Annotated in this window: 17 protein-coding genes; 7 read left to right on the forward strand and 10 right to left on the reverse strand. The window is 33.9% G+C overall.

What is annotated here, in order from left to right:
* Window positions 1–82 precede the first annotated feature (82 nt).
* Entirely contained in the window at window positions 83–379 is a 297-nt protein-coding gene (locus HRU50_RS12825; protein WP_296351492.1) for an isoamylase early set domain-containing protein, read from the forward strand.
* A gap of 60 nt (window positions 380–439) precedes the next feature.
* Here the strand turns inward: HRU50_RS12825 and HRU50_RS12830 are convergent, their stop codons facing one another.
* The 6 genes from HRU50_RS12830 to HRU50_RS12855 form a co-directional block, all read right to left on the reverse strand.
* Window positions 440–880 (reverse strand): hypothetical protein, encoded by a 441-nt coding sequence (locus HRU50_RS12830; RefSeq protein WP_296351493.1) that lies wholly within the window; start codon window positions 878–880, stop codon window positions 440–442.
* 3 nt (window positions 881–883) lie between these two features.
* Complete coding sequence (locus HRU50_RS12835) at window positions 884–1708, reverse strand: thymidylate synthase (RefSeq protein WP_296351494.1); 825 nt, start codon at window positions 1706–1708, stop codon at window positions 884–886.
* 209 nt (window positions 1709–1917) lie between these two features.
* A complete protein-coding gene (locus tag HRU50_RS12840; RefSeq protein ID WP_296351495.1) occupies window positions 1918–3639 on the reverse strand; it encodes a nucleoside transporter C-terminal domain-containing protein in 1722 nt (573 codons plus the stop codon).
* A 14-nt stretch (window positions 3640–3653) separates the two neighbouring features.
* Window positions 3654–4271, reverse strand: coding sequence for a bifunctional nuclease family protein (locus HRU50_RS12845; RefSeq protein ID WP_296351496.1), 618 nt, complete (start codon window positions 4269–4271; stop codon window positions 3654–3656).
* A gap of 147 nt (window positions 4272–4418) precedes the next feature.
* Window positions 4419–5381 carry an electron transfer flavoprotein subunit alpha/FixB family protein gene (locus HRU50_RS12850; RefSeq protein ID WP_296351497.1) on the reverse strand — a complete coding sequence of 321 codons (963 nt, stop codon included), beginning with the start codon at window positions 5379–5381 and terminating at the stop codon, window positions 4419–4421.
* A gap of 73 nt (window positions 5382–5454) precedes the next feature.
* Entirely contained in the window at window positions 5455–6201 is a 747-nt protein-coding gene (locus HRU50_RS12855) for an electron transfer flavoprotein subunit beta/FixA family protein (RefSeq protein WP_296351498.1), read from the reverse strand.
* Between the two features lie 239 nt (window positions 6202–6440).
* Here HRU50_RS12855 and HRU50_RS12860 point away from each other — a divergent pair, with 239 nt between their 5' ends.
* The 5 genes from HRU50_RS12860 (at window position 6441) to HRU50_RS12880 (ending at window position 14254) form a co-directional block, all read left to right on the forward strand.
* The gene (locus tag HRU50_RS12860; protein WP_296351499.1) at window positions 6441–7418 is read left to right on the forward strand and encodes a pyruvate dehydrogenase complex E1 component subunit beta; all 978 of its coding nucleotides are present in this window, start codon (window positions 6441–6443) and stop codon (window positions 7416–7418) included.
* Window positions 7419–7507: 89 nt separating this feature from the next.
* Window positions 7508–10018 carry a DUF5686 and carboxypeptidase-like regulatory domain-containing protein gene (locus tag HRU50_RS12865; RefSeq protein ID WP_296351500.1) on the forward strand — a complete coding sequence of 837 codons (2511 nt, stop codon included), beginning with the start codon at window positions 7508–7510 and terminating at the stop codon, window positions 10016–10018.
* A gap of 72 nt (window positions 10019–10090) precedes the next feature.
* Window positions 10091–10618 carry an inorganic diphosphatase gene (locus HRU50_RS12870; protein ID WP_296351501.1) on the forward strand — a complete coding sequence of 176 codons (528 nt, stop codon included), beginning with the start codon at window positions 10091–10093 and terminating at the stop codon, window positions 10616–10618.
* A gap of 129 nt (window positions 10619–10747) precedes the next feature.
* The gene (locus tag HRU50_RS12875; RefSeq protein ID WP_296351502.1) at window positions 10748–13198 is read left to right on the forward strand and encodes a sodium-translocating pyrophosphatase; all 2451 of its coding nucleotides are present in this window, start codon (window positions 10748–10750) and stop codon (window positions 13196–13198) included.
* A 60-nt stretch (window positions 13199–13258) separates the two neighbouring features.
* On the forward strand, window positions 13259–14254 hold the full coding sequence (locus HRU50_RS12880) for an App1 family protein (protein ID WP_296351503.1): 996 nt from the start codon (window positions 13259–13261) through the stop codon (window positions 14252–14254).
* Here the strand turns inward: HRU50_RS12880 and HRU50_RS12885 are convergent.
* The 4 genes from HRU50_RS12885 to HRU50_RS12900 are packed head-to-tail and all read right to left on the reverse strand — an operon-like array spanning window position 14251 to window position 17898.
* Window positions 14251–14865, reverse strand: a complete 615-nt coding sequence (locus HRU50_RS12885; protein WP_296351504.1) for a deoxynucleoside kinase — start codon at window positions 14863–14865, stop codon at window positions 14251–14253. The genes HRU50_RS12880 and HRU50_RS12885 overlap by 4 nt on opposite strands.
* 4 nt (window positions 14866–14869) lie before the next feature.
* Entirely contained in the window at window positions 14870–15652 is a 783-nt protein-coding gene (locus tag HRU50_RS12890; RefSeq protein ID WP_296351505.1) for a hypothetical protein, read from the reverse strand.
* Window positions 15653–15698: 46 nt separating this feature from the next.
* Window positions 15699–16382 carry a response regulator transcription factor gene (locus tag HRU50_RS12895; protein WP_296351506.1) on the reverse strand — a complete coding sequence of 228 codons (684 nt, stop codon included), beginning with the start codon at window positions 16380–16382 and terminating at the stop codon, window positions 15699–15701.
* Window positions 16375–17898 carry a HAMP domain-containing sensor histidine kinase gene (locus tag HRU50_RS12900; protein WP_296351507.1) on the reverse strand — a complete coding sequence of 508 codons (1524 nt, stop codon included), beginning with the start codon at window positions 17896–17898 and terminating at the stop codon, window positions 16375–16377. The genes HRU50_RS12895 and HRU50_RS12900 overlap by 8 nt, the downstream gene beginning before the upstream one ends.
* A gap of 124 nt (window positions 17899–18022) precedes the next feature.
* Here HRU50_RS12900 and HRU50_RS12905 point away from each other — a divergent pair, with 124 nt between their 5' ends.
* Complete coding sequence (locus tag HRU50_RS12905; protein ID WP_296351508.1) at window positions 18023–18394, forward strand: hypothetical protein; 372 nt, start codon at window positions 18023–18025, stop codon at window positions 18392–18394.
* The last annotated feature ends 5 nt before the right edge of the window (window positions 18395–18399 follow it).

Here is an 18399-nt window from a genome sequence, read left to right on the forward strand (position 1 = left end):
AATTCTTTCATGTCAAGAGGTTTAATGCTAAGATTATGGAAAATTCTTTTATACTTTTGGACTTTAATTAAACTAAAAAATTATGGCAATTAAAAAACAGTATTTAAAAAGTAAGCCAGTTTGTAAGGTAACATTTTCAGTTCCTGCAGAGGAGGCAAAAAATGTGTCTGTGGTTGGAAGCTTTAACGAGTGGAATACTGAAGCTACAGAATTAAAAAAATTAAAGAATGGTACTTTTAAAGCTACCGTTGATTTAGAAAGTGATAAATCTTATGAGTTTAGATATGTTGTTGATGGCGCTTACATCAATGATGACCAAGCTGATGCTTACGCATGGAATGATTTTGCAGCAGCAGAAAATGGTGTGTTAAACTTATAATATACTACCCAAACTTAAACTTACAAAAAAGCGTCTTGAGTAATCAAGACGCTCTTTTATTTAGTGTTCATTGAAGTAAATCGTCATTAAAAGACTTATTGGTACATCAATAGCTTCACCATTTAGTGTTCCCGGTATTCTAAATTTTGGAATGCGTTTAGCTACCTTTATTGCCTCTATAGCAATGGCTCGATGATGTGCTTTTGCATTAACTTGTTCTACTTTACCTTTCTTATTTATAATAAAATCTAGTTGAAATTGTGTGGTTTTATCTTGTGGTAAGGCAACTTCAGCAATGGCAGTATCATAACTTACTACAATAAAATTCTGAATCTTTTTAATGGTGCACTTTTTTATGTCTTCGTTAGAAGATTTCTTTTCACAACCTTTATAAACAGGAAATTTAATGTTTTCATGGTCTACACTTAAACTGTCGTTTTCCTGTCCAAAAACGAAACTGCATCCAATTAGAACAAAAAGGAATAAGAAAATATTTTTCATTCGTTAAACGGCAACGACACCTTTAATATGTGGATGTGGATTGTAATCTACAAGCGTAAAATCTTCAAACTTAAAATCTAGAATATCTTTTACCTCAGGATTGAGAATCATTTTTGGCAATGGTCTAATATCTCTTGACATTTGAAGTTCTAATTGCTCCATATGGTTGTTATAGATATGTGCATCACCAAACGTATGTATAAATTCACCAGGTTGATATCCACAAACTTGAGCCATCATCATCGTAAATAATGCGTAAGAAGCAATATTAAATGGTACACCTAAAAAGATATCTGCACTGCGCTGATAGAGTTGGCAGGATAATTTACCGTCTGCTACATAAAACTGAAAAAATGCATGACATGGTGGTAAAGCAGCTTTACCATTAGAAACATTATCAGAAAAGGACTTTGCAGTGTCTGGCATTACAGAAGGATTCCAAGCAGATACAAGCATACGTCTGCTATTTGGATTGTTCTTCAATGTATGAATCACTTCTTTTATTTGGTCAATATCTTCGCTATTCCAGTTACGCCATTGGTGTCCATAAACTGGTCCTAAATCACCGTTTTCATCAGCCCATTCATTCCATATGCGTACACCATTTTCAGTGAGATAGTTAATATTAGTGTCACCTTTTAAGAACCAAAGCAATTCATAAATAATTGATTTAAGGTGCAGTTTTTTTGTAGTCACCATAGGAAATCCTTCGTTCAAGTCAAAACGCATCTGATACCCAAAAACACTTTTTGTACCTGTACCTGTTCTATCTCCTTTTTCGTTGCCGTTTTCTAAAACGTATTTTACTAAATCGTGATATTGTTTCATGCTTCACTTCCTGCGAAAGCAGGAATCTCTTTAATTAAACTAAAATTCGATGGGATACTGAAAAAATACTTCGACAGGCTCAGTATGACATTTCAGTATGACAGAAAACGAAAATAAAAAAAAGCTACAATTGATTTAATATTGAAGCTTTATATAATATTAAAAGTTATTAACTGACTTAACGAAATTCCAGCTTTCGCAGGAAGTCGTTATCCGATAATCATTCCTGCTATAGTAGCTGAAATTAAAGAGGCTATTGTACCACCTATTAAGGCTTTCATGCCGAAGATAGACAATTGCTTTCTTTGACCTGGTGCTAAAGAACCAATACCGCCAATTTGGATACCTATAGAGGCAAAATTTGCAAATCCGCATAGCATATATGTTGCCATGATGATTGATTTTTCATAGGTCAGATGCGTGGCATTAGCAGTATTTTTTAAATCAGCAAGCTGTATGTATCCTATAAACTCACTAGCAGCCAATTTAATACCCAATAATTGACCCATCATCATCATATCTTCCTTGGCTACACCAATCAACCACATTAAAGGCGCAAACACAGTTCCCAAAATGGCTTCTAGTGACAAAGATTCATAAGGTGAGTGCGCGGCTATCCAGGTATTAATTCCAGTAACACTACCGGCCAATGTTAGTATATAATTAATCATGGCTATGAACGCTACAAATACTAATAACATGGCACCAACGTTAACTGCAAGTCTTAATCCTTCAGTAGTACCATTTGCAATGGCATCTAATATATTAGAACCAATTTTTTCTTGAGACACAGAAACATCTGTATTTATTTCTTCAGTTTGTGGAAATAAAATCTTAGAAATTACAATGGCACCAGGCGCAGCCATTACAGATGCTGCCAATAAATGCTTAGCATATACTAAACGCAATTCAGCATCATCTCCACCTAAAAACCCGATATATGCCGCAAGTACAGCGCCTGCTACAGTTGCCATACCACCAATCATTACTAGCAGTATTTCTGACTTAGTCATTTTTTCTAAGTAGGCTTTAATGAGCAACGGAGCTTCAGTCTGTCCAAGAAAAATATTACCGGCAACACTTAAACTTTCAGCACCAGATATTTTTAAGAGTTTAGATAATAGCCAACCAAATGCCTGTACAACCTTTTGAATAATTCCTAAGTAAAATAATACAGATGTAAGTGCTGAGAAGAAAAGAATGGTTGGTAATACTTGAAAAGCGAAAATAAATCCGAAGGTGTCCATATCAACAACTAATCCTTCAAACAAAAATTGACTTCCAGCTTTTGTAAAATCTAATACCTTAATAAAAACTTTTCCAATAGTTTCGAAAGCAGTTTTAATAATTTCTACTTTAAGAACACCAATGGCTATAACAAGTTGAAAAGCTAAACCAATTCCAACGGTTTTCCAGTTTATAGCTCTTCTATTGCTGCTAAAAAGGAATGCTAAAAATACAAGTGTAACCATTCCTAAAACACCTCGCCATAAACTCGTAAATGAAAAGCCTTGACTAGGTATGATGTCATTTCCATTTGTTTTACTCGAAACTTCAGTTACAGCTCTATCCTCTTTTTTTGACTTAAAGGCTTTAAATTTATAGGTTGTAGATGTCTCGGTGAATACTAAGGTTGAGTCTGTTAATTCTCTGACTTTATATTTTCTTATTGTATCTGTTGGCTTATTGTAATAGAAAACAAGAAGGTTGTTCTGATAAATGTAATGACCAGAAGCTTTAAGTTTTTTTGCGTTTAGTTTATAATCAAAGTCTCCGTTTTTAAGTTTTAAAACATCAGAGTCATCTATCGGTAATGTGCTATTTCCTTCAATTGAACTGAATTGCCATACTTTTTCAAGTTCCTGAGCCGTAATTGAATTCGAATTAAATACAATATAAATAGCAATTAAGGCTTTGAAAAAAGTGTTCATAAATAAGGATATATTTAACGCTTAGAAATTTCGTCTCTTATTTTAGCTGCCATTTCGTAATCTTCGTTATTGACGGCTTCATCTAAGAGTTGATGTAACTCTTCTAAGGTTTTATTGGCGTAGTTTTCTTGTCCAGCCGTAGCAGATTCAATTTCTTCAGCGATTAGGTCATCAACAAGAATACTATCTTCTTGTTCTTCATCTTCTTTCTTAGGATTTACTTTCAAATAAATACCAGCTTTGTCAAGAATATTTTTGTATGTAAAAATTGGTGCTTGAAAACGTAAGGCTAAAGCTATAGCATCACTCGTTCTAGCATCGATAATTTCCTCAATCTGATCTCTTTCGCAAATGAGACTAGAATAGAATACACCATCAACTAGTTTGTGAATTATAACCTGCTTTACTACGATATCAAAACGGTCAGCGAAATTTTTGAACAAGTCGTGAGTTAATGGACGTGGAGGTCTAATTTCTTTTTCTAATGCTATGGCAATAGATTGTGCTTCAAAAGCCCCAATTACTATTGGCAGTTTGCGATCACCATCTACTTCGTTAAGAATTAAGGCATAGGCGCCATTTTGGGTTTGGCTGTAAGAAATACCTTTTATATTTAAACGTACTAAACTCATAAAATTCAAAACACAAAGAACTGTTTAAATTTGGAATTTACCAACTGCAAAGAGCAGATTTGGGTAATTTTTCTCATTACATAATTGTAGTTATGTTTTTTGAGAATTCTAAATTTAAACAGCTCTAACTATTACAAGGTAATAAAATTAAGCGTTTTGTGCTTTAAAAGCCTTTAATTTTTCAATTAGTTGAGGTACTACTTCAAAAGCATCTCCAACTATTCCGTAGTCAGCAGCTTTAAAAAATGGTGCTTCTGGATCTGTGTTAACGACTACCTTAACTTTAGAGGCGTTAATACCAGCCAAATGTTGAATTGCCCCAGAAATACCTATCGCAATATATAAGTTAGATGCTACCGGCTTTCCAGTTTGTCCAACGTGCTCACCGTGAGGTCTCCAACCCAAATCTGATACTGGCTTAGAACATGCGGTTGCAGCACCGAGTACATCGGCTAACTCTTCAACCATGCCCCAATTCTCAGGACCTTTTAATCCACGACCGGCAGATACAACAACTTCTGCATCAGCAATACTCACTTTATCTGTTGCTTTATCCACGGATTCAACGCTTACTCCAGAATCTGGAATTGAAGGTGAAAAATCCTCTATGCTAGGACTAATACCATGTTCAACTATACCAAAAGAGTTATTAGATAAACCTACAACTTTAACGTCTGTTGTTATTTCTGTATTAGCGAACGCCTTATTTGTGAATGCAGTACGTTTAACTGTAAAAGGCGAAACACTAGATGGTGCTTCAACCACATTAGAAGCATAACCAGCCTCTAATCCTACTGCTAAAAGTGGAGCTAGATATTTACTGTCTGCACTAGAACTAACGACTACTACTTTTGCATCTTCATTTTTGGCAGCGCTTTCAATAGCGCCAGCGTATTTTTTAGCATTGAATGTTGCTAATGAGTCATCTTTTATTGACAATACTTTTGTAGCACCATAATTTCCTAAGCTTTCACTGTTATCTGCGTTGATTGCAACAGCAGTAACAGTAGTGCCCATTTGATCTGCAATTGCTTTTGCATAAGACACTACTTCAAAAGCAGCTTTCTTAAACTTATTGTTTTCTGATTCTGTATATACTAAAACTGACATAATAAATTTTCAATTAATAAATATCAATTACCAAATTTCAATAATTGTGATTTGGTGTTTGACTTTTTGGTTTTTAAATGACTTTAGCTTCGTTATGAAGTAAATCTACTAACTCATCAATATTACCTGCATCAACGAGTTTCACTGCACCTTTCGGTGCTGGTTTTTCAAAACTAGCTGAATTGGTTTCAGCTTTGGCATCGATAGGTTCAAGAACGTTTAGAGGTTTTTTGCGGGCCATCATTATACCTCTCATGTTTGGTATACGAAGGTCGCTTTCTTCTACTAAACCTTTCTGTCCTCCTATAACTAAAGGTAAAGCTGTAGAAACAGTCTCTTTACCACCATCAATTTCTCTTGTAGCTTTAGCGCTAGCGCCATCAATTTCTAATCCAATGCAGTTTGTGATATAATTTGCACCTGTCATCGCTGCGAGCATTCCAGGTACCATACCACCATTATAATCTATAGATTCTCTTCCAGCAATAACAAGATCATAGCCACCATCTTGTACAACTTTTGCTAACTGTTTAGCGACTGCAAAACCATCAGTGGCTTCTGTATTTACTCTAATGGCAGAATCTGCCCCAATAGCCAAAGCCTTTCTTAAAGTAGGTTCTGTTTCTGCACCACCAACATTCACAACGTCAACACTTGCGCCTTGTTTTTCTTTAAACCACATAGCACGTGTTAGACCAAATTCGTCATTTGGGTTAATTACAAATTGAACACCATTAGTATCAAATTTAGTATCACCATCAGTGAAATTAATCTTTGAAGTCGTATCAGGAACATGACTAATACACACTAAAATTTTCATATAATTATTTATTTAGGTTTTTTAAATATTAAAAATCGACTCACTAAAACGATTTCGTAAATTTTATGTAAAAGTCGACATTTTTATGATAATAAAGCCAATTTAGCTGTATTATTGAGTTGACAAAGATAAATAGAAATTCTGAATTTACTATGCATGCATAGTAAATTTTTTTAGTCGTGAAGATTTATATAATTTTCCATTTATTTCTATTTTTGCTCTTCGATAAAATTAAGATAATGAAGACTATTCAATTTAGAGAAGCTATTGCTGAAGCTATGAGTGAAGAAATGCGCAGAGATGAAAGCGTATATCTGATGGGTGAAGAAGTAGCAGAATATAATGGAGCATATAAGGCTTCTAAAGGAATGTTAGATGAGTTTGGACCAAAGCGTGTTATCGATACACCAATTGCTGAATTAGGTTTTGCTGGTATAGCTATTGGGTCAACAATGACAGGAAATAGACCTATCGTGGAGTATATGACATTCAACTTTTCTTTGGTAGGTATTGATCAAATCATAAATAACGCTGCTAAAATTAGACAGATGTCTGGTGGACAATTTAAGTGCCCAATTGTATTTAGAGGGCCAACAGCTTCTGCAGGTCAGTTAGCTGCAACGCATTCGCAAGCTTTTGAAAATTGGTTTGCCAACACACCAGGTCTTAAAGTTATTGTGCCGTCAAATCCGTATGATGCAAAAGGATTATTGAAATCAGCAATTAGAGATGACGATCCGATTATTTTTATGGAGAGTGAGCAGATGTATGGAGATAAAGGTGAAGTGCCAGAAGGAGAATACGTAATACCTATTGGTGTTGCAGATATTAAGCGTAAAGGTGATGATGTTACAATTGTTTCTTTTGGTAAAATTATTAAAGAGGCATACAAAGCAGCTGACGAATTGGAAAAAGAAGGTGTTTCTTGTGAAATAATAGACTTACGTACAGTAAGACCTATGGATAGAAATGCTATTGTTGAGTCGGTAAAGAAAACAAATCGTTTAGTAATATTAGAAGAAGCTTGGCCTTTTGGTAATGTAGCAACTGAAATTACATATTTGGTACAGTCTGAAGCTTTTGATTATTTAGATGCACCAATAGTTAAAATAAATACAGCTGATACTCCAGCACCATATTCACCAGTATTGTTAGAAGAATGGTTACCTAACAGTAATGATGTAATTAAGGCTGTGAAAAAAGTAATGTATAAATAAATAAATCGCATTTTTTTGCGTTTAGTAAACTTCATTAGCAACCAAATACAATGTTTAGCATGGTTGTTGATGAAGTTTGTTTTTAAATTATGAAGCTTAAATTACTCTTACTTTTTTTATCTCTTAGTCTTTACAGTGCAATTGCGCAGACAAAGGTTAGTGGTCATGTATATGATGAAAACAATCAGCCTATACCTTTTGCTAGTGTGTTATTTAAAGGTTCTACAGAAGGTACCATTACCAATGAAGATGGTAAGTTTTATTTAGAGTCTGATGAAACGTGGAAGGCTTTAGTAGTATCATTTATTGGTTATGAAGTCTTAGAAATTCCACTGAGTAAAAAAGTGAACTATGACTTAAAGTTTACCCTTAAAGAAGAGGCCGAGTCACTTAGCGAGGTAGTTATAGTTACAGGAAAGCAATCAAAGAAAGCCTCAGAAAATCCTGCAATTAGAATATTAAAGAAAATTTGGGAGCGTAAGCGCCAGAATGGTCTTAATCAGTTTAAGCAGTATGAATATGACCAGTACGAGAAAGTTGAATTTGATCTAAATACCATAGACAGTTCTTTGATAAAAAGCAAACTTTTTAGAGGTATGGAGTTTGTTTTTGAAGAAGTTGATACTTCAAGTGTCACAGGTAAAACCTACCTGCCTATCTTTTTAAATGAATCTGTAAAGAAAGTTTATGGGGATAACATTCTTAATAAAAAGCGTGAAGACTTAAGGGGGAATAAAAACTCTGGGTTTAGTAATAATCAAGTTATTATCGATTTTATAGATGATTTATATTCTGAATACAATATCTATAATAATTACCTAAAGTTTTTTGATAAGAGTTTTGTAAGTCCCTTGAGTAGAACAGGTGTGCAAACCTACAATTATGTACTTTCAGACAGTGCTTTTATTGATAACAAATGGTGTTATAATATCATTTATTATCCAAGACGAACAAATGAACTTACATTTAAAGGAGATTTTTGGGTAAATGATTCAACCTTTGCTATAAAAGAAATCAACCTTCAGGCATCAAAAAGTGCAAATATTAACTGGGTTAAAGAAATTTATATAGAGCAGGAGTTCGATGTTTTAAATGACTCTTTATTCCTGATTAAACGTGATTATTTTCTTTCTGATTTTGCGTTTAATAAAAAGGAAAAGTCGAGAGGTATTTACGGTAAACGAACTACCTTATACGATAATTACAAATTTGATGAAGCTAAGGATCAAAAGTTTTATGATAAGGTAGTTTATAACTATGACAAGGATGTTTATAACAGGCAGGATGATTTTTGGGAAGAAAACAGATTAGAAGCCTTAAATAAAGATGAAATAGGCGTCTATAAAATGCTTGATACACTAAAGACTGTAAAAAAGTTTAAACGAATATACAACTTGGGGAGTATCCTAGCCTCAGGATATATAGAGTTTCCAAGTATCAATTTTGATTATGGACCAATTTTTTCAACTTTCGGATTTAATGATGTTGAAGGCTTAAGATTAAGAACTGGTGGTAGAACCTATTTTGGACCGAATGATTTATGGAGGTTAGAAGGTTTTGTAGCTTACGGATTTAGAGATGATAAGTTTAAATATGGCATCTCTGGTAAATGGCTACTAGATAAGAAAAGCCGTTTTACTATATTTGGAGGCCAACGCCGAGATATTGAACAAATTGGGGCGAGTTTAACCAGTTCTACAGATGTTTTAGGTAGAAGTTTGGCATCAAATGCAGTCTTTACTGCTGGGGCAAATGACAGGCTTTCTAATATCAATTTAACAAATCTTGGATTTTCTTTAGAGCCTTTACGTAATTTTGAAGTCAGGCTAGATGGAAGTTACAGAACCATTAGCTCAGCTTCACCAACATTTAGTTTAGACTACAATGACCCTGAGGTGGCTTCGCGTGTCTCTTCAGAAGTTAATCAATTTGAAAGTCGTTTAGCGCTATCCTTTTTCCCTAAAAGGCAGATGACAGGTTACGGTGTAGAACGCAAGGAAAAAAATGATGGATTTGCCAGACTTTTTGCGCAAGTAACCAGAGGAGATCGCGATTGGTTAAATAGTGACTTTGATTATACTAAAGTGCAATTCTCCTATATTCAACCATGGCAAGTTGGTGGATTTGGACGACTTACCACATCTATTGAAGCTGGAAAAACTTTTGGTGAAGTGCCGTTGGCCTTGTTAAGTGTTGTGCCAGGTAACCAGACATATTTTTCTATATACAATACCTTTTCTCAGTTAGATTTTTATGAGTTCGTAACAGATACCTATACTTCAATGCACATAGAACATAATTTTAATGGGCGTTTATTTTCTAGGATTCCTTTTCTTAAAAAATATAATTTAAGAGCTATTCTAAGTTTAAGAGGTGTTTGGGGTGAGTTATCTGATGAGAATATTGCATTAAACACAACGAGTAATCCATCACAAATTCCATTATTTGCACCAGATACAAGGGTTTATTACGAGTATAGTTTTGGTGTGGCAAATATTTTCAAGGTGCTACGTTTAGACTTTAACTTTAGAGGTAACTATCTGGATGCACCTGACGCTAGAAAGTTTGGGGTTACAGGTAGTTTTGGATTTTTCTTTTAATCTTGAAATAATATACATTTCTTTTGTTAAACTTAGGTGTTAGCTTATATTTGCAGCCCTAAAAATTGAATTATGACAAGTACTGGTGATTTGACTTTTGATGTGTTAATAGAAATTCCTAAAGGAAGCCGAAATAAGTATGAATACGATTTTGATTTAAATAAGATTCGTTTTGATAGAATGTTGTTTTCATCAATGATGTATCCAGGTGACTATGGTTTTGTACCTGAAACATTAGCTTTAGATGGTGATCCATTAGATGTTTTAGTATTGGGTTCTGCGCCAATGTATCCTATGGTGGTAGTTGAGGTTCGTCCTATCGGAGTATTCCATATGACAGATGAAAAAGGTCCAGATGAAAAAATAATCTGTGTACCAGTTAGTGACCCTTTCTGGAACAAATTAAACGATATAAGCGAATTAAATCCTCATAGATTTAAAGAAATAGAGCACTTCTTCCAGGTTTACAAGGACTTAGAAGAGAAAAAAGTAGATGTTGGTGGTTGGGGAAATGCCAAAGAAGCATATGAAATCTTCAACAAATGTGTTGAGCGATATGAAAATAGCGAACACAAAACCAAAGGAGACTTTACAATATAAGTTAAGAAAGGATTTAAATACGTTATAAATAACCCTTTGGTAATTACTATCAAAGGGTTTTTCTATTGCAATCTATTTTGTTACATTTACCCGGAAGAAAAAATAACTAATCAAATTAAATTTAAATTTATGGAATCTAATATCATTTTTATTCCAATGGCATTTGCAGTTGTAGGGCTGCTTTTTATGTTTATAAAGATGTCTTGGGTAAAAAAACAAGCTCCTGGTAATGAAAAAATGCAGAGTATTTCTAAATCAATTAAAGAAGGTGCCTTAGCATTTTTAGCAGCTGAATATCGTTTACTTTTAATTTTTGTAGTAATGGCATCGGTTGCTTTAGGGGTTGTGGCATATATTGTACCATCTACACACTGGATCATTATTGTAGCATTTATTTTTGGCGCACTGTTTTCGGGCCTAGCAGGGAACATCGGAATGCGAATCGCAACAGATGCAAATGCCAGAACTGCTGAGGCAGCAAAGACGAGCTTACCTCACGCCTTAAAAGTATCTTTTGGTGGTGGAACTGTAATGGGTCTTGGTGTTGCAGGACTTGCGGTATTAGGTTTAAGCATATTCTTCATTATTTTTCTTAAAATGTTTGTGACTGGAAGTTCTGACAACTTCTATGATGAAATGACCGTAGCACTTGAAGCTTTAGCAGGTTTTTCATTAGGTGCTGAATGTATTGCCCTATTCGCTAGAGTTGGTGGTGGTATTTACACAAAAGCAGCAGATGTTGGCGCTGATTTAGTAGGGAAAGTAGAAGCAGGTATTCCTGAAGATGATCCACGTAACCCTGCAACTATTGCAGATAATGTAGGTGATAATGTAGGTGATGTTGCTGGTATGGGTGCTGATTTATTCGGATCTTATGTGGCGACCGTATTAGCTGCTATGGTACTAGGTAACTACGTTATACGAGATATTGTCAAGGAAACAGGAACTGCATTTGTTGATGACTTCAACAATATGGGACCTATTCTATTACCATTGGTAATAGCAGGTGTAGGTGTTTTAGCTTCTATTATAGGAACATTCTTAGTGAGAATATCTAATAACGAGGCCAAAGAGTCTCAAGTACAAAAGGCATTAGACATGGGGAACTGGGTATCAATAGCTATTACTTGGGTTGCTTCTTGGTTCTTAATTCGTTGGATGTTACCAATGAATATTGAAATGGACTTCTTTGGTGAAGGTGTTAAAGTAATTCCATCGCGACACGTGTTTTATGCGGCAACAATTGGTTTAGCTGTAGGAGCTTTAATTTCAATAGTCACGGCTTATTATACTAGTTTAGGTAAAAAACCTGTATTAGATATTGTTAAGAACTCTTCAACTGGTGCAGCGACAAATATTATTTCTGGGTTAGCAGTAGGAATGAAGTCAACGTTCCTTTCAGTAATATTATTTGCGGTAGCTATTTGGAGTGCTTATGTGCTCGCTGGATTTTATGGAGTAGCATTAGCTGCATCAGCCATGATGGCAACTACTGCTATGCAGCTAGCTATTGATGCCTTCGGACCAATTGCTGATAACGCTGGTGGTGTTGCTGAAATGAGTGAGTTAGAACCTCACGTTCGTGAACGTACAGATATTTTAGATTCGGTAGGTAATACAACTGCGGCCGTTGGTAAAGGATTCGCAATTGCTTCAGCGGCTTTAACGGCGCTGGCATTATTTGCGGCGTATGTTACTTTTACGGGTATAGATGGTATTAATATATTTAAGGCACCGGTTTTAGCATCGCTGTTTATAGGTGGAATGATACCTGTAATTTTCTCAGCATTAGCGATGGAATCTGTAGGTAAAGCCGCAGGACAAATGGTTGAAGAAGTAAGACGTCAGTTTAGAGAAATACCTGGTATCATGGAAGGTACAGGTATACCTGAATACGGTAAGTGTGTAGATATCTCAACTAAAGCAGCATTAAAAGAAATGGTTATTCCTGGTCTTATTACCATTGTAACTCCAGTAGTTATGGGACTAGGTACTGCAATAGTTAATGATGATTTCTTATTAGGCGCTGAAGTTTTAGGTGGCTATATGGCAGGTGTATGTGTGAGTGGTGTAATGTGGGCGATTTTTCAAAACAATGCGGGTGGTGCATGGGATAACGCTAAGAAATCTTTTGAGGCTGGTGTTGAAATAAATGGTGAAACATTCTACAAGCATAAAGAGGATAATCCTTCTCCACCACATCAAGCTGCAGTAACTGGTGATACTGTTGGAGATCCGTTTAAAGATACTTCAGGTCCATCTATGAATATTTTAATTAAGTTAACGTGTTTAGTAGGTTTAGTGATTGCACCAATATTGGGAGGTCATGGTGACGAATCGGCTGTAGCTGAAAATGAAAAAGAAGTAACTATTGAAATGACTGTTGCATCGGAAGATATGGCGAAGGCTACTGTTGATTTCTCTACTATCAAGGATGGTGAAAAAGTAACTGAAACGGTTGTTTTTGAAGGCAGCGAAGCTGAAGTTAAAAAAGAATTAGAAACTTTTGAAACAAGCCTTAAAACTGAGGGTACAGAAGTGCAAAAAGTCATTGAAAAGGTTGATATTAAGAAACAATAGTACCTTTTAAATTAATAAAGAAAAGCCTCGTTTTATTCGAGGCTTTTTTATTTTTACCATATGTTTAAAAAGGACCCATTACAAATCATACCCTTTTCCTCTTATGGAACAAAATCTCATTTGTATCTTAAGGGTAGAGCCTTAGAGGATGAGAATATCAATCTAGAAAAAACAGGATGGTTTAACCTTTTAATAAACTCTTGGAACAGATTTGAAACTGACGAAATTAGAAATACATCTTTAAAAATATCTTTATCTAACGATTTGTCTTTTGATTTGTCTTCAGATGCAGAAGGATATTATCTTTTAGATGAATCTATTGATAAAGAAATATCGGGAAGTGATAATGAAGGTTGGTTGAGTTATGAAATAGCTTATACAGCTGTGAAATCTTCTAGGAAAATTCAACTTAATAATCGATTTAAAGGTGAAATGTTGATACCTAGAAATGCGGAATTTGGTGTTATTAGCGATATTGATGATACTATTTTACATACAGGTGTAGCATCGCCATTAAAATGGCGAGTTATTGTTAATACGTTTTTTAAAACACCTCATAAACGAAAAGCATTAGAGGGTTCAGCTGAATTTTATAATTTACTTCATGAAGGTAAATCAGGTCAATTAAGCAATCCTATTTTTTATGTGAGTAATAGTCCTTGGAATTTGTATCGCTATCTTGACTATTTTTTGAAAGTAAATGATTTCCCTAAAGGGCCAATTTTACTTCGAGATTTCAGAACACCTTTTGATAGAACTCCAAAAACAGAATTAGCTCATAAGTATCACGAAATCCATAATATCCTTAACACCTATCCTGAAATGAAGTTTATACTCATCGGGGATTGTGGGGAAAAAGATGCCTACATATACCTAGACGTCGTAAAACAATTTCCTAATAGAGTAGCAGCAATATATCTAAGAGCAGTAGAACACAAAAGACGCATGAAGCGCATATCTAATTTTGTTGATCAGATTAAAGAAATACCTGTTCTTATTATTGAAAAACGAGAGGACGCATTAGAACATGCAAGAAGGTTTGGTTTTATTGCTTAGAATAAACCATGAATTTGGGCATCAATCTTATTGATTATGCCACCTAAATCTTCAGGGTTAGCAACAAAGTCTAGATTGTCAACGTCAATGATTAACAAATTGCCTTTATCATAGGTAGTAATCCAAGCTTCATAACGCTCGTTCAGGCGACTTAGGTAATCAATACTAATGGTGTTTTCGTAATCTCTACCACGTTTGTGTATTTGAGCAACTAAATTAGGAATAGAACTACGCAGATAAATCAACAAATCCGGACCTTTAACAAAGGATTCCATAAGCTCGAATAATGACGAATAATTCTCAAAATCACGGTTAGTCATTAAACCCATTGCATGAAGGTTTGGTGCAAAGATGTGTGCATCTTCATATATGGTTCTGTCTTGAATGATGTCTTTTCCGCTATCATGAATTTGGTTAACCTGACGAAATCTACTGTTTAGGAAATATACCTGCAAATTAAAGCTCCAACGTTCCATTTGATTATAAAAATCATCTAAATATGGGTTGTCTACAACGTCTTCTAATTGCGCTTCCCATTTGTAGTGTTTAGCTAATAATTTAGTGAGCGTTGTCTTTCCAGCTCCAATATTCCCAGCAACAGCAATATGCATAATTTTAGTCGAGTTTTAAGTGGTATTCACGAAGAATTTCAAGATGGTAAATATACAAGGTTTCATTGGTTACCAAAAACTGACTTATTAACAAATTTGGCAATGCTATAGGCCAAATTTCATTGCTGTTCTTGGTAAGAATACTTAATTCATTTTCCTTTTTAAGAATTAAATTCGCCTTACTAAAGGCCATGTCTGTATAGCCATTATTTTCAAACTTGTTTATAAGGCTGCCGAAGTAATTATAGATGTATAAGTACCTCTCAGTAAGCATGTAGCAATTATTATAATCACTTTTAAGATCTAAAACTTCGGATTGAATCGGAACCGTTTTAAGCCTTGTTGTATTGGTTTTGTAATCATACAATTCTAGTTGTTGCATATCTTGATTAAACAACCAAAGTGTGTTGTCAAACCCTGTAGAAACAAAACTTACATTTTTGTAGGGTTGCACAACGTTAAAATCTACTTTAGAAACTTCGGCCAATCGATTATCTAAGATTACGACTGTGTTAAAATCTTTGTAAAAGAGATTAATCTTTAAAGGATTAAAAGCATTTGCTGTGGTAACTTCACCTAACTGAAAGTTGGTATAAGTAATTGTAGTGTCTTTAGTTTTTTTATGAAAAGTATAATCCTTAGTGGTGTAGTACAACGTTTCAAAAGTATCGATGCCAAAAACAGATGCAACTTTTAATTTGGTAGAATCTATAAAAACACCTTTGACCTTTTTTTGGGCAAATACCGATAAACTAACTATAAAAACGAAATAAACTAAATTCTGCATACGTTGCAGAAAAATACAAAAATTGAACCAATAATGAGCTGAATGACTAAATGGTTAACTTATAGCCATAACCTCTAACATTAATGATTTGTATGTTTTCGTCTTTTTTTAATTTCTTTCTCAGTTTAGTAATGAAAACGTCCATACTTCTTGCTGAGAAAAAATCATCTGTACCCCAAAGTTTGTTTAATATTAAAGAACGGTCTAAGACTTGATTTTTATTTTTTATTAAATGAAATAATAAATGCGCTTCTCTATGAGTCAATTGCTGTACATCATCATTTTTGTAAAGTAATTGTTGTTTTGGGAAATCAAACATATAATCGCCAATTTCTATAACTTTTGAAGCTGATTGTACTTGCTTTCGTTTAAGAAGATTATGAACTCTAACTATGAGTTCTTCCATACTAAATGGTTTTTTTAGGTAATCATTACCACCAATAGAAAAACCCTCAACAACATCTGCTGTTTGAGATTTAGCAGTTAAGAAAATGATTGGTATGGTATCGTCTATAGCTCTAATGTCTTTAGCTAAAGTAAAGCCATCTTTTTTTGGCATCATTACATCTAATACTAAGATTTCTGGTGCTTCAGTTTTATATTTTTCAAAAGCTTTTTCTCCGTTTTCACATAGTGTAACGTCAAAATCCCTAGTTTCTAGACTTTCTTTAATTATCTGTCCTAACGCCGCTTCATCTTCGGCTAATAGTAATTTTATTTTATCAGCCATTTGGTAATGATATTTTAAATGTAGTTAAACCTTTAGCTAAATTTAAGTCGATTGTACCATTATGCTTTTCTATAATGGTTTTAGTATAATAAAGTCCAATTCCAAACCCTTTGACATCGTGTGTGTTTCCTTTTGGTACGCGATAGAATTTTTCAAAAATTTGTTCCTTATTAGCTTGAGAAAGTGAAGACCCATTATCAGAAATTAAAATATCAAAAGAATGTTCTTTTGGTAACAGGTCGACTTCTATGGTATCTCCACCATATTTTACCGCATTATCTAATATGTTGTTAATGGCATTTTCAAAATGAAAGATGTCAACTTTAGCTAATAAATGTTCAACTTTTAGGTTAGAGCTAAATTGCTTTTTAGGAAACTGTAATTCGTATTTTTTTGTGAGCTCAGTAATAAGTGCTACAACATCAATTTCTTCCTTGTTAAGCTCTAATTTATCACTGTCTAATGTTGCAGTTTCAAGAAGCTTTTCAACCATAAGGTTCAGTTTTTCTAACTGTGTAGACGACATATTAATGTATTTTTTAGTCTTTTCTTTGTCATCTATTCCGTTAAAATTATTTATACTTTCTAAGGCAACACCTATGGTTGCTATTGGTGTTTTAAACTCATGTGTAATGTTGCTAATAAGATCATTTTTTACTTCGGCTAACTGCTTTTGTTGTTTTATGATTTTAAGCAGATAGAATAAACAGCTAATAATAGCCAATACCAATAAGATTGATATTAAAATACCATTTAAACTACGTTTTAAAACCGTTATTGTGGAGTTGCTGTAGTGTAATTCTAAAATACTTCCTTTAGGTAAAAATTTAGATCTTGAGGTTGTATTCAAAACCAAGTTTGTTTCAATAGGTTTGGTCAGAGAGTCTTTGAATTTAGAAACTTGTCTTATCACATTACTTTTATAAAATTTCAATTCATGGTTTATATCTATACGTTTTTGATTGAGTTCTCCTTTGAGAAGGCTATCAATTTTAAAAGTATCTAGACTATCATTAGTAATAGAAACAACAATTTTTGAGGTTAGTAACTCAAAATCATCAAACTCTAATTTTTCAATTTTTATACTATCAATAGTATTTCTAAAGGCACCTAATGATTTTGTTGGATGCAAACTGTCATGAATTTGAGACATAGAATCCAATGCTTCACCTTTAAAAATATTGATCCCTTGTATGTTATCAATATTTAAAGAGTCAAGACTATTGTACTTATAGTTAACGCTATCAATACGTTGAAAGAAGCTTTCTAATTTACCTCCTTCTTCAAATGCATTTTTCTGCTGGTCACCTTCAAGGAAAATACCAACAGTAGTATTTTCAGCCAAAGCTGTATAATAGTCGTCAACTGCCTTATCTAAACTTGTTTGCACATCACTGATGAGTTGATCCTTATTATTTAGATAGTTTTTATAATTCCAATAAGATTGAATTGCAATTGTAGCAGTAATTACTACTATAATAACATATAAAATCCACCTGTACTTTTTGTCGTTCATACTACAAATGTATAAAGTATTATAGCTTAAATTTCAAACGGTTAACACACGTTAACACTGATTAACTTTAAAGCTAAAAAACAGTTGAGATATTTGTGATGTATTAATCATAAAATCAAAAAAAATGAAACAATTAGTTATAACAGCCTTATTCCTTTGGAGTTTAAATGGAATGGCTCAAGATAGTGAAACGACAAACATCAATTCTATTGAGAAGGTTAAGGTTGAAAATCTAGATATAGTAGTGACCGTAGATTCGGCTGAAGAAATTAAACGAACTTTTAAGGTAGAAGACATTAAAGAGATGTTTGATTTAACTGGCGATAACGAATCTGTGTCGTTCAAATTAATTTGCAACGGAGAAACGATGAGCAATGGTGAGCAGTCTCAATTATCCTATAAGATAAAAGGTAATTCAAACAATGTTGAAGACTTCATTGTAAGAGTTAAGGAACTCAGAGATGCTGCGATTAAATATTACAACAAGAAAAAATAAATTTA

Source organism: Winogradskyella sp., assembly GCF_013213835.1.
In the GTDB taxonomy this organism is placed as follows: Bacteria; Bacteroidota; Bacteroidia; order Flavobacteriales; family Flavobacteriaceae; genus Winogradskyella.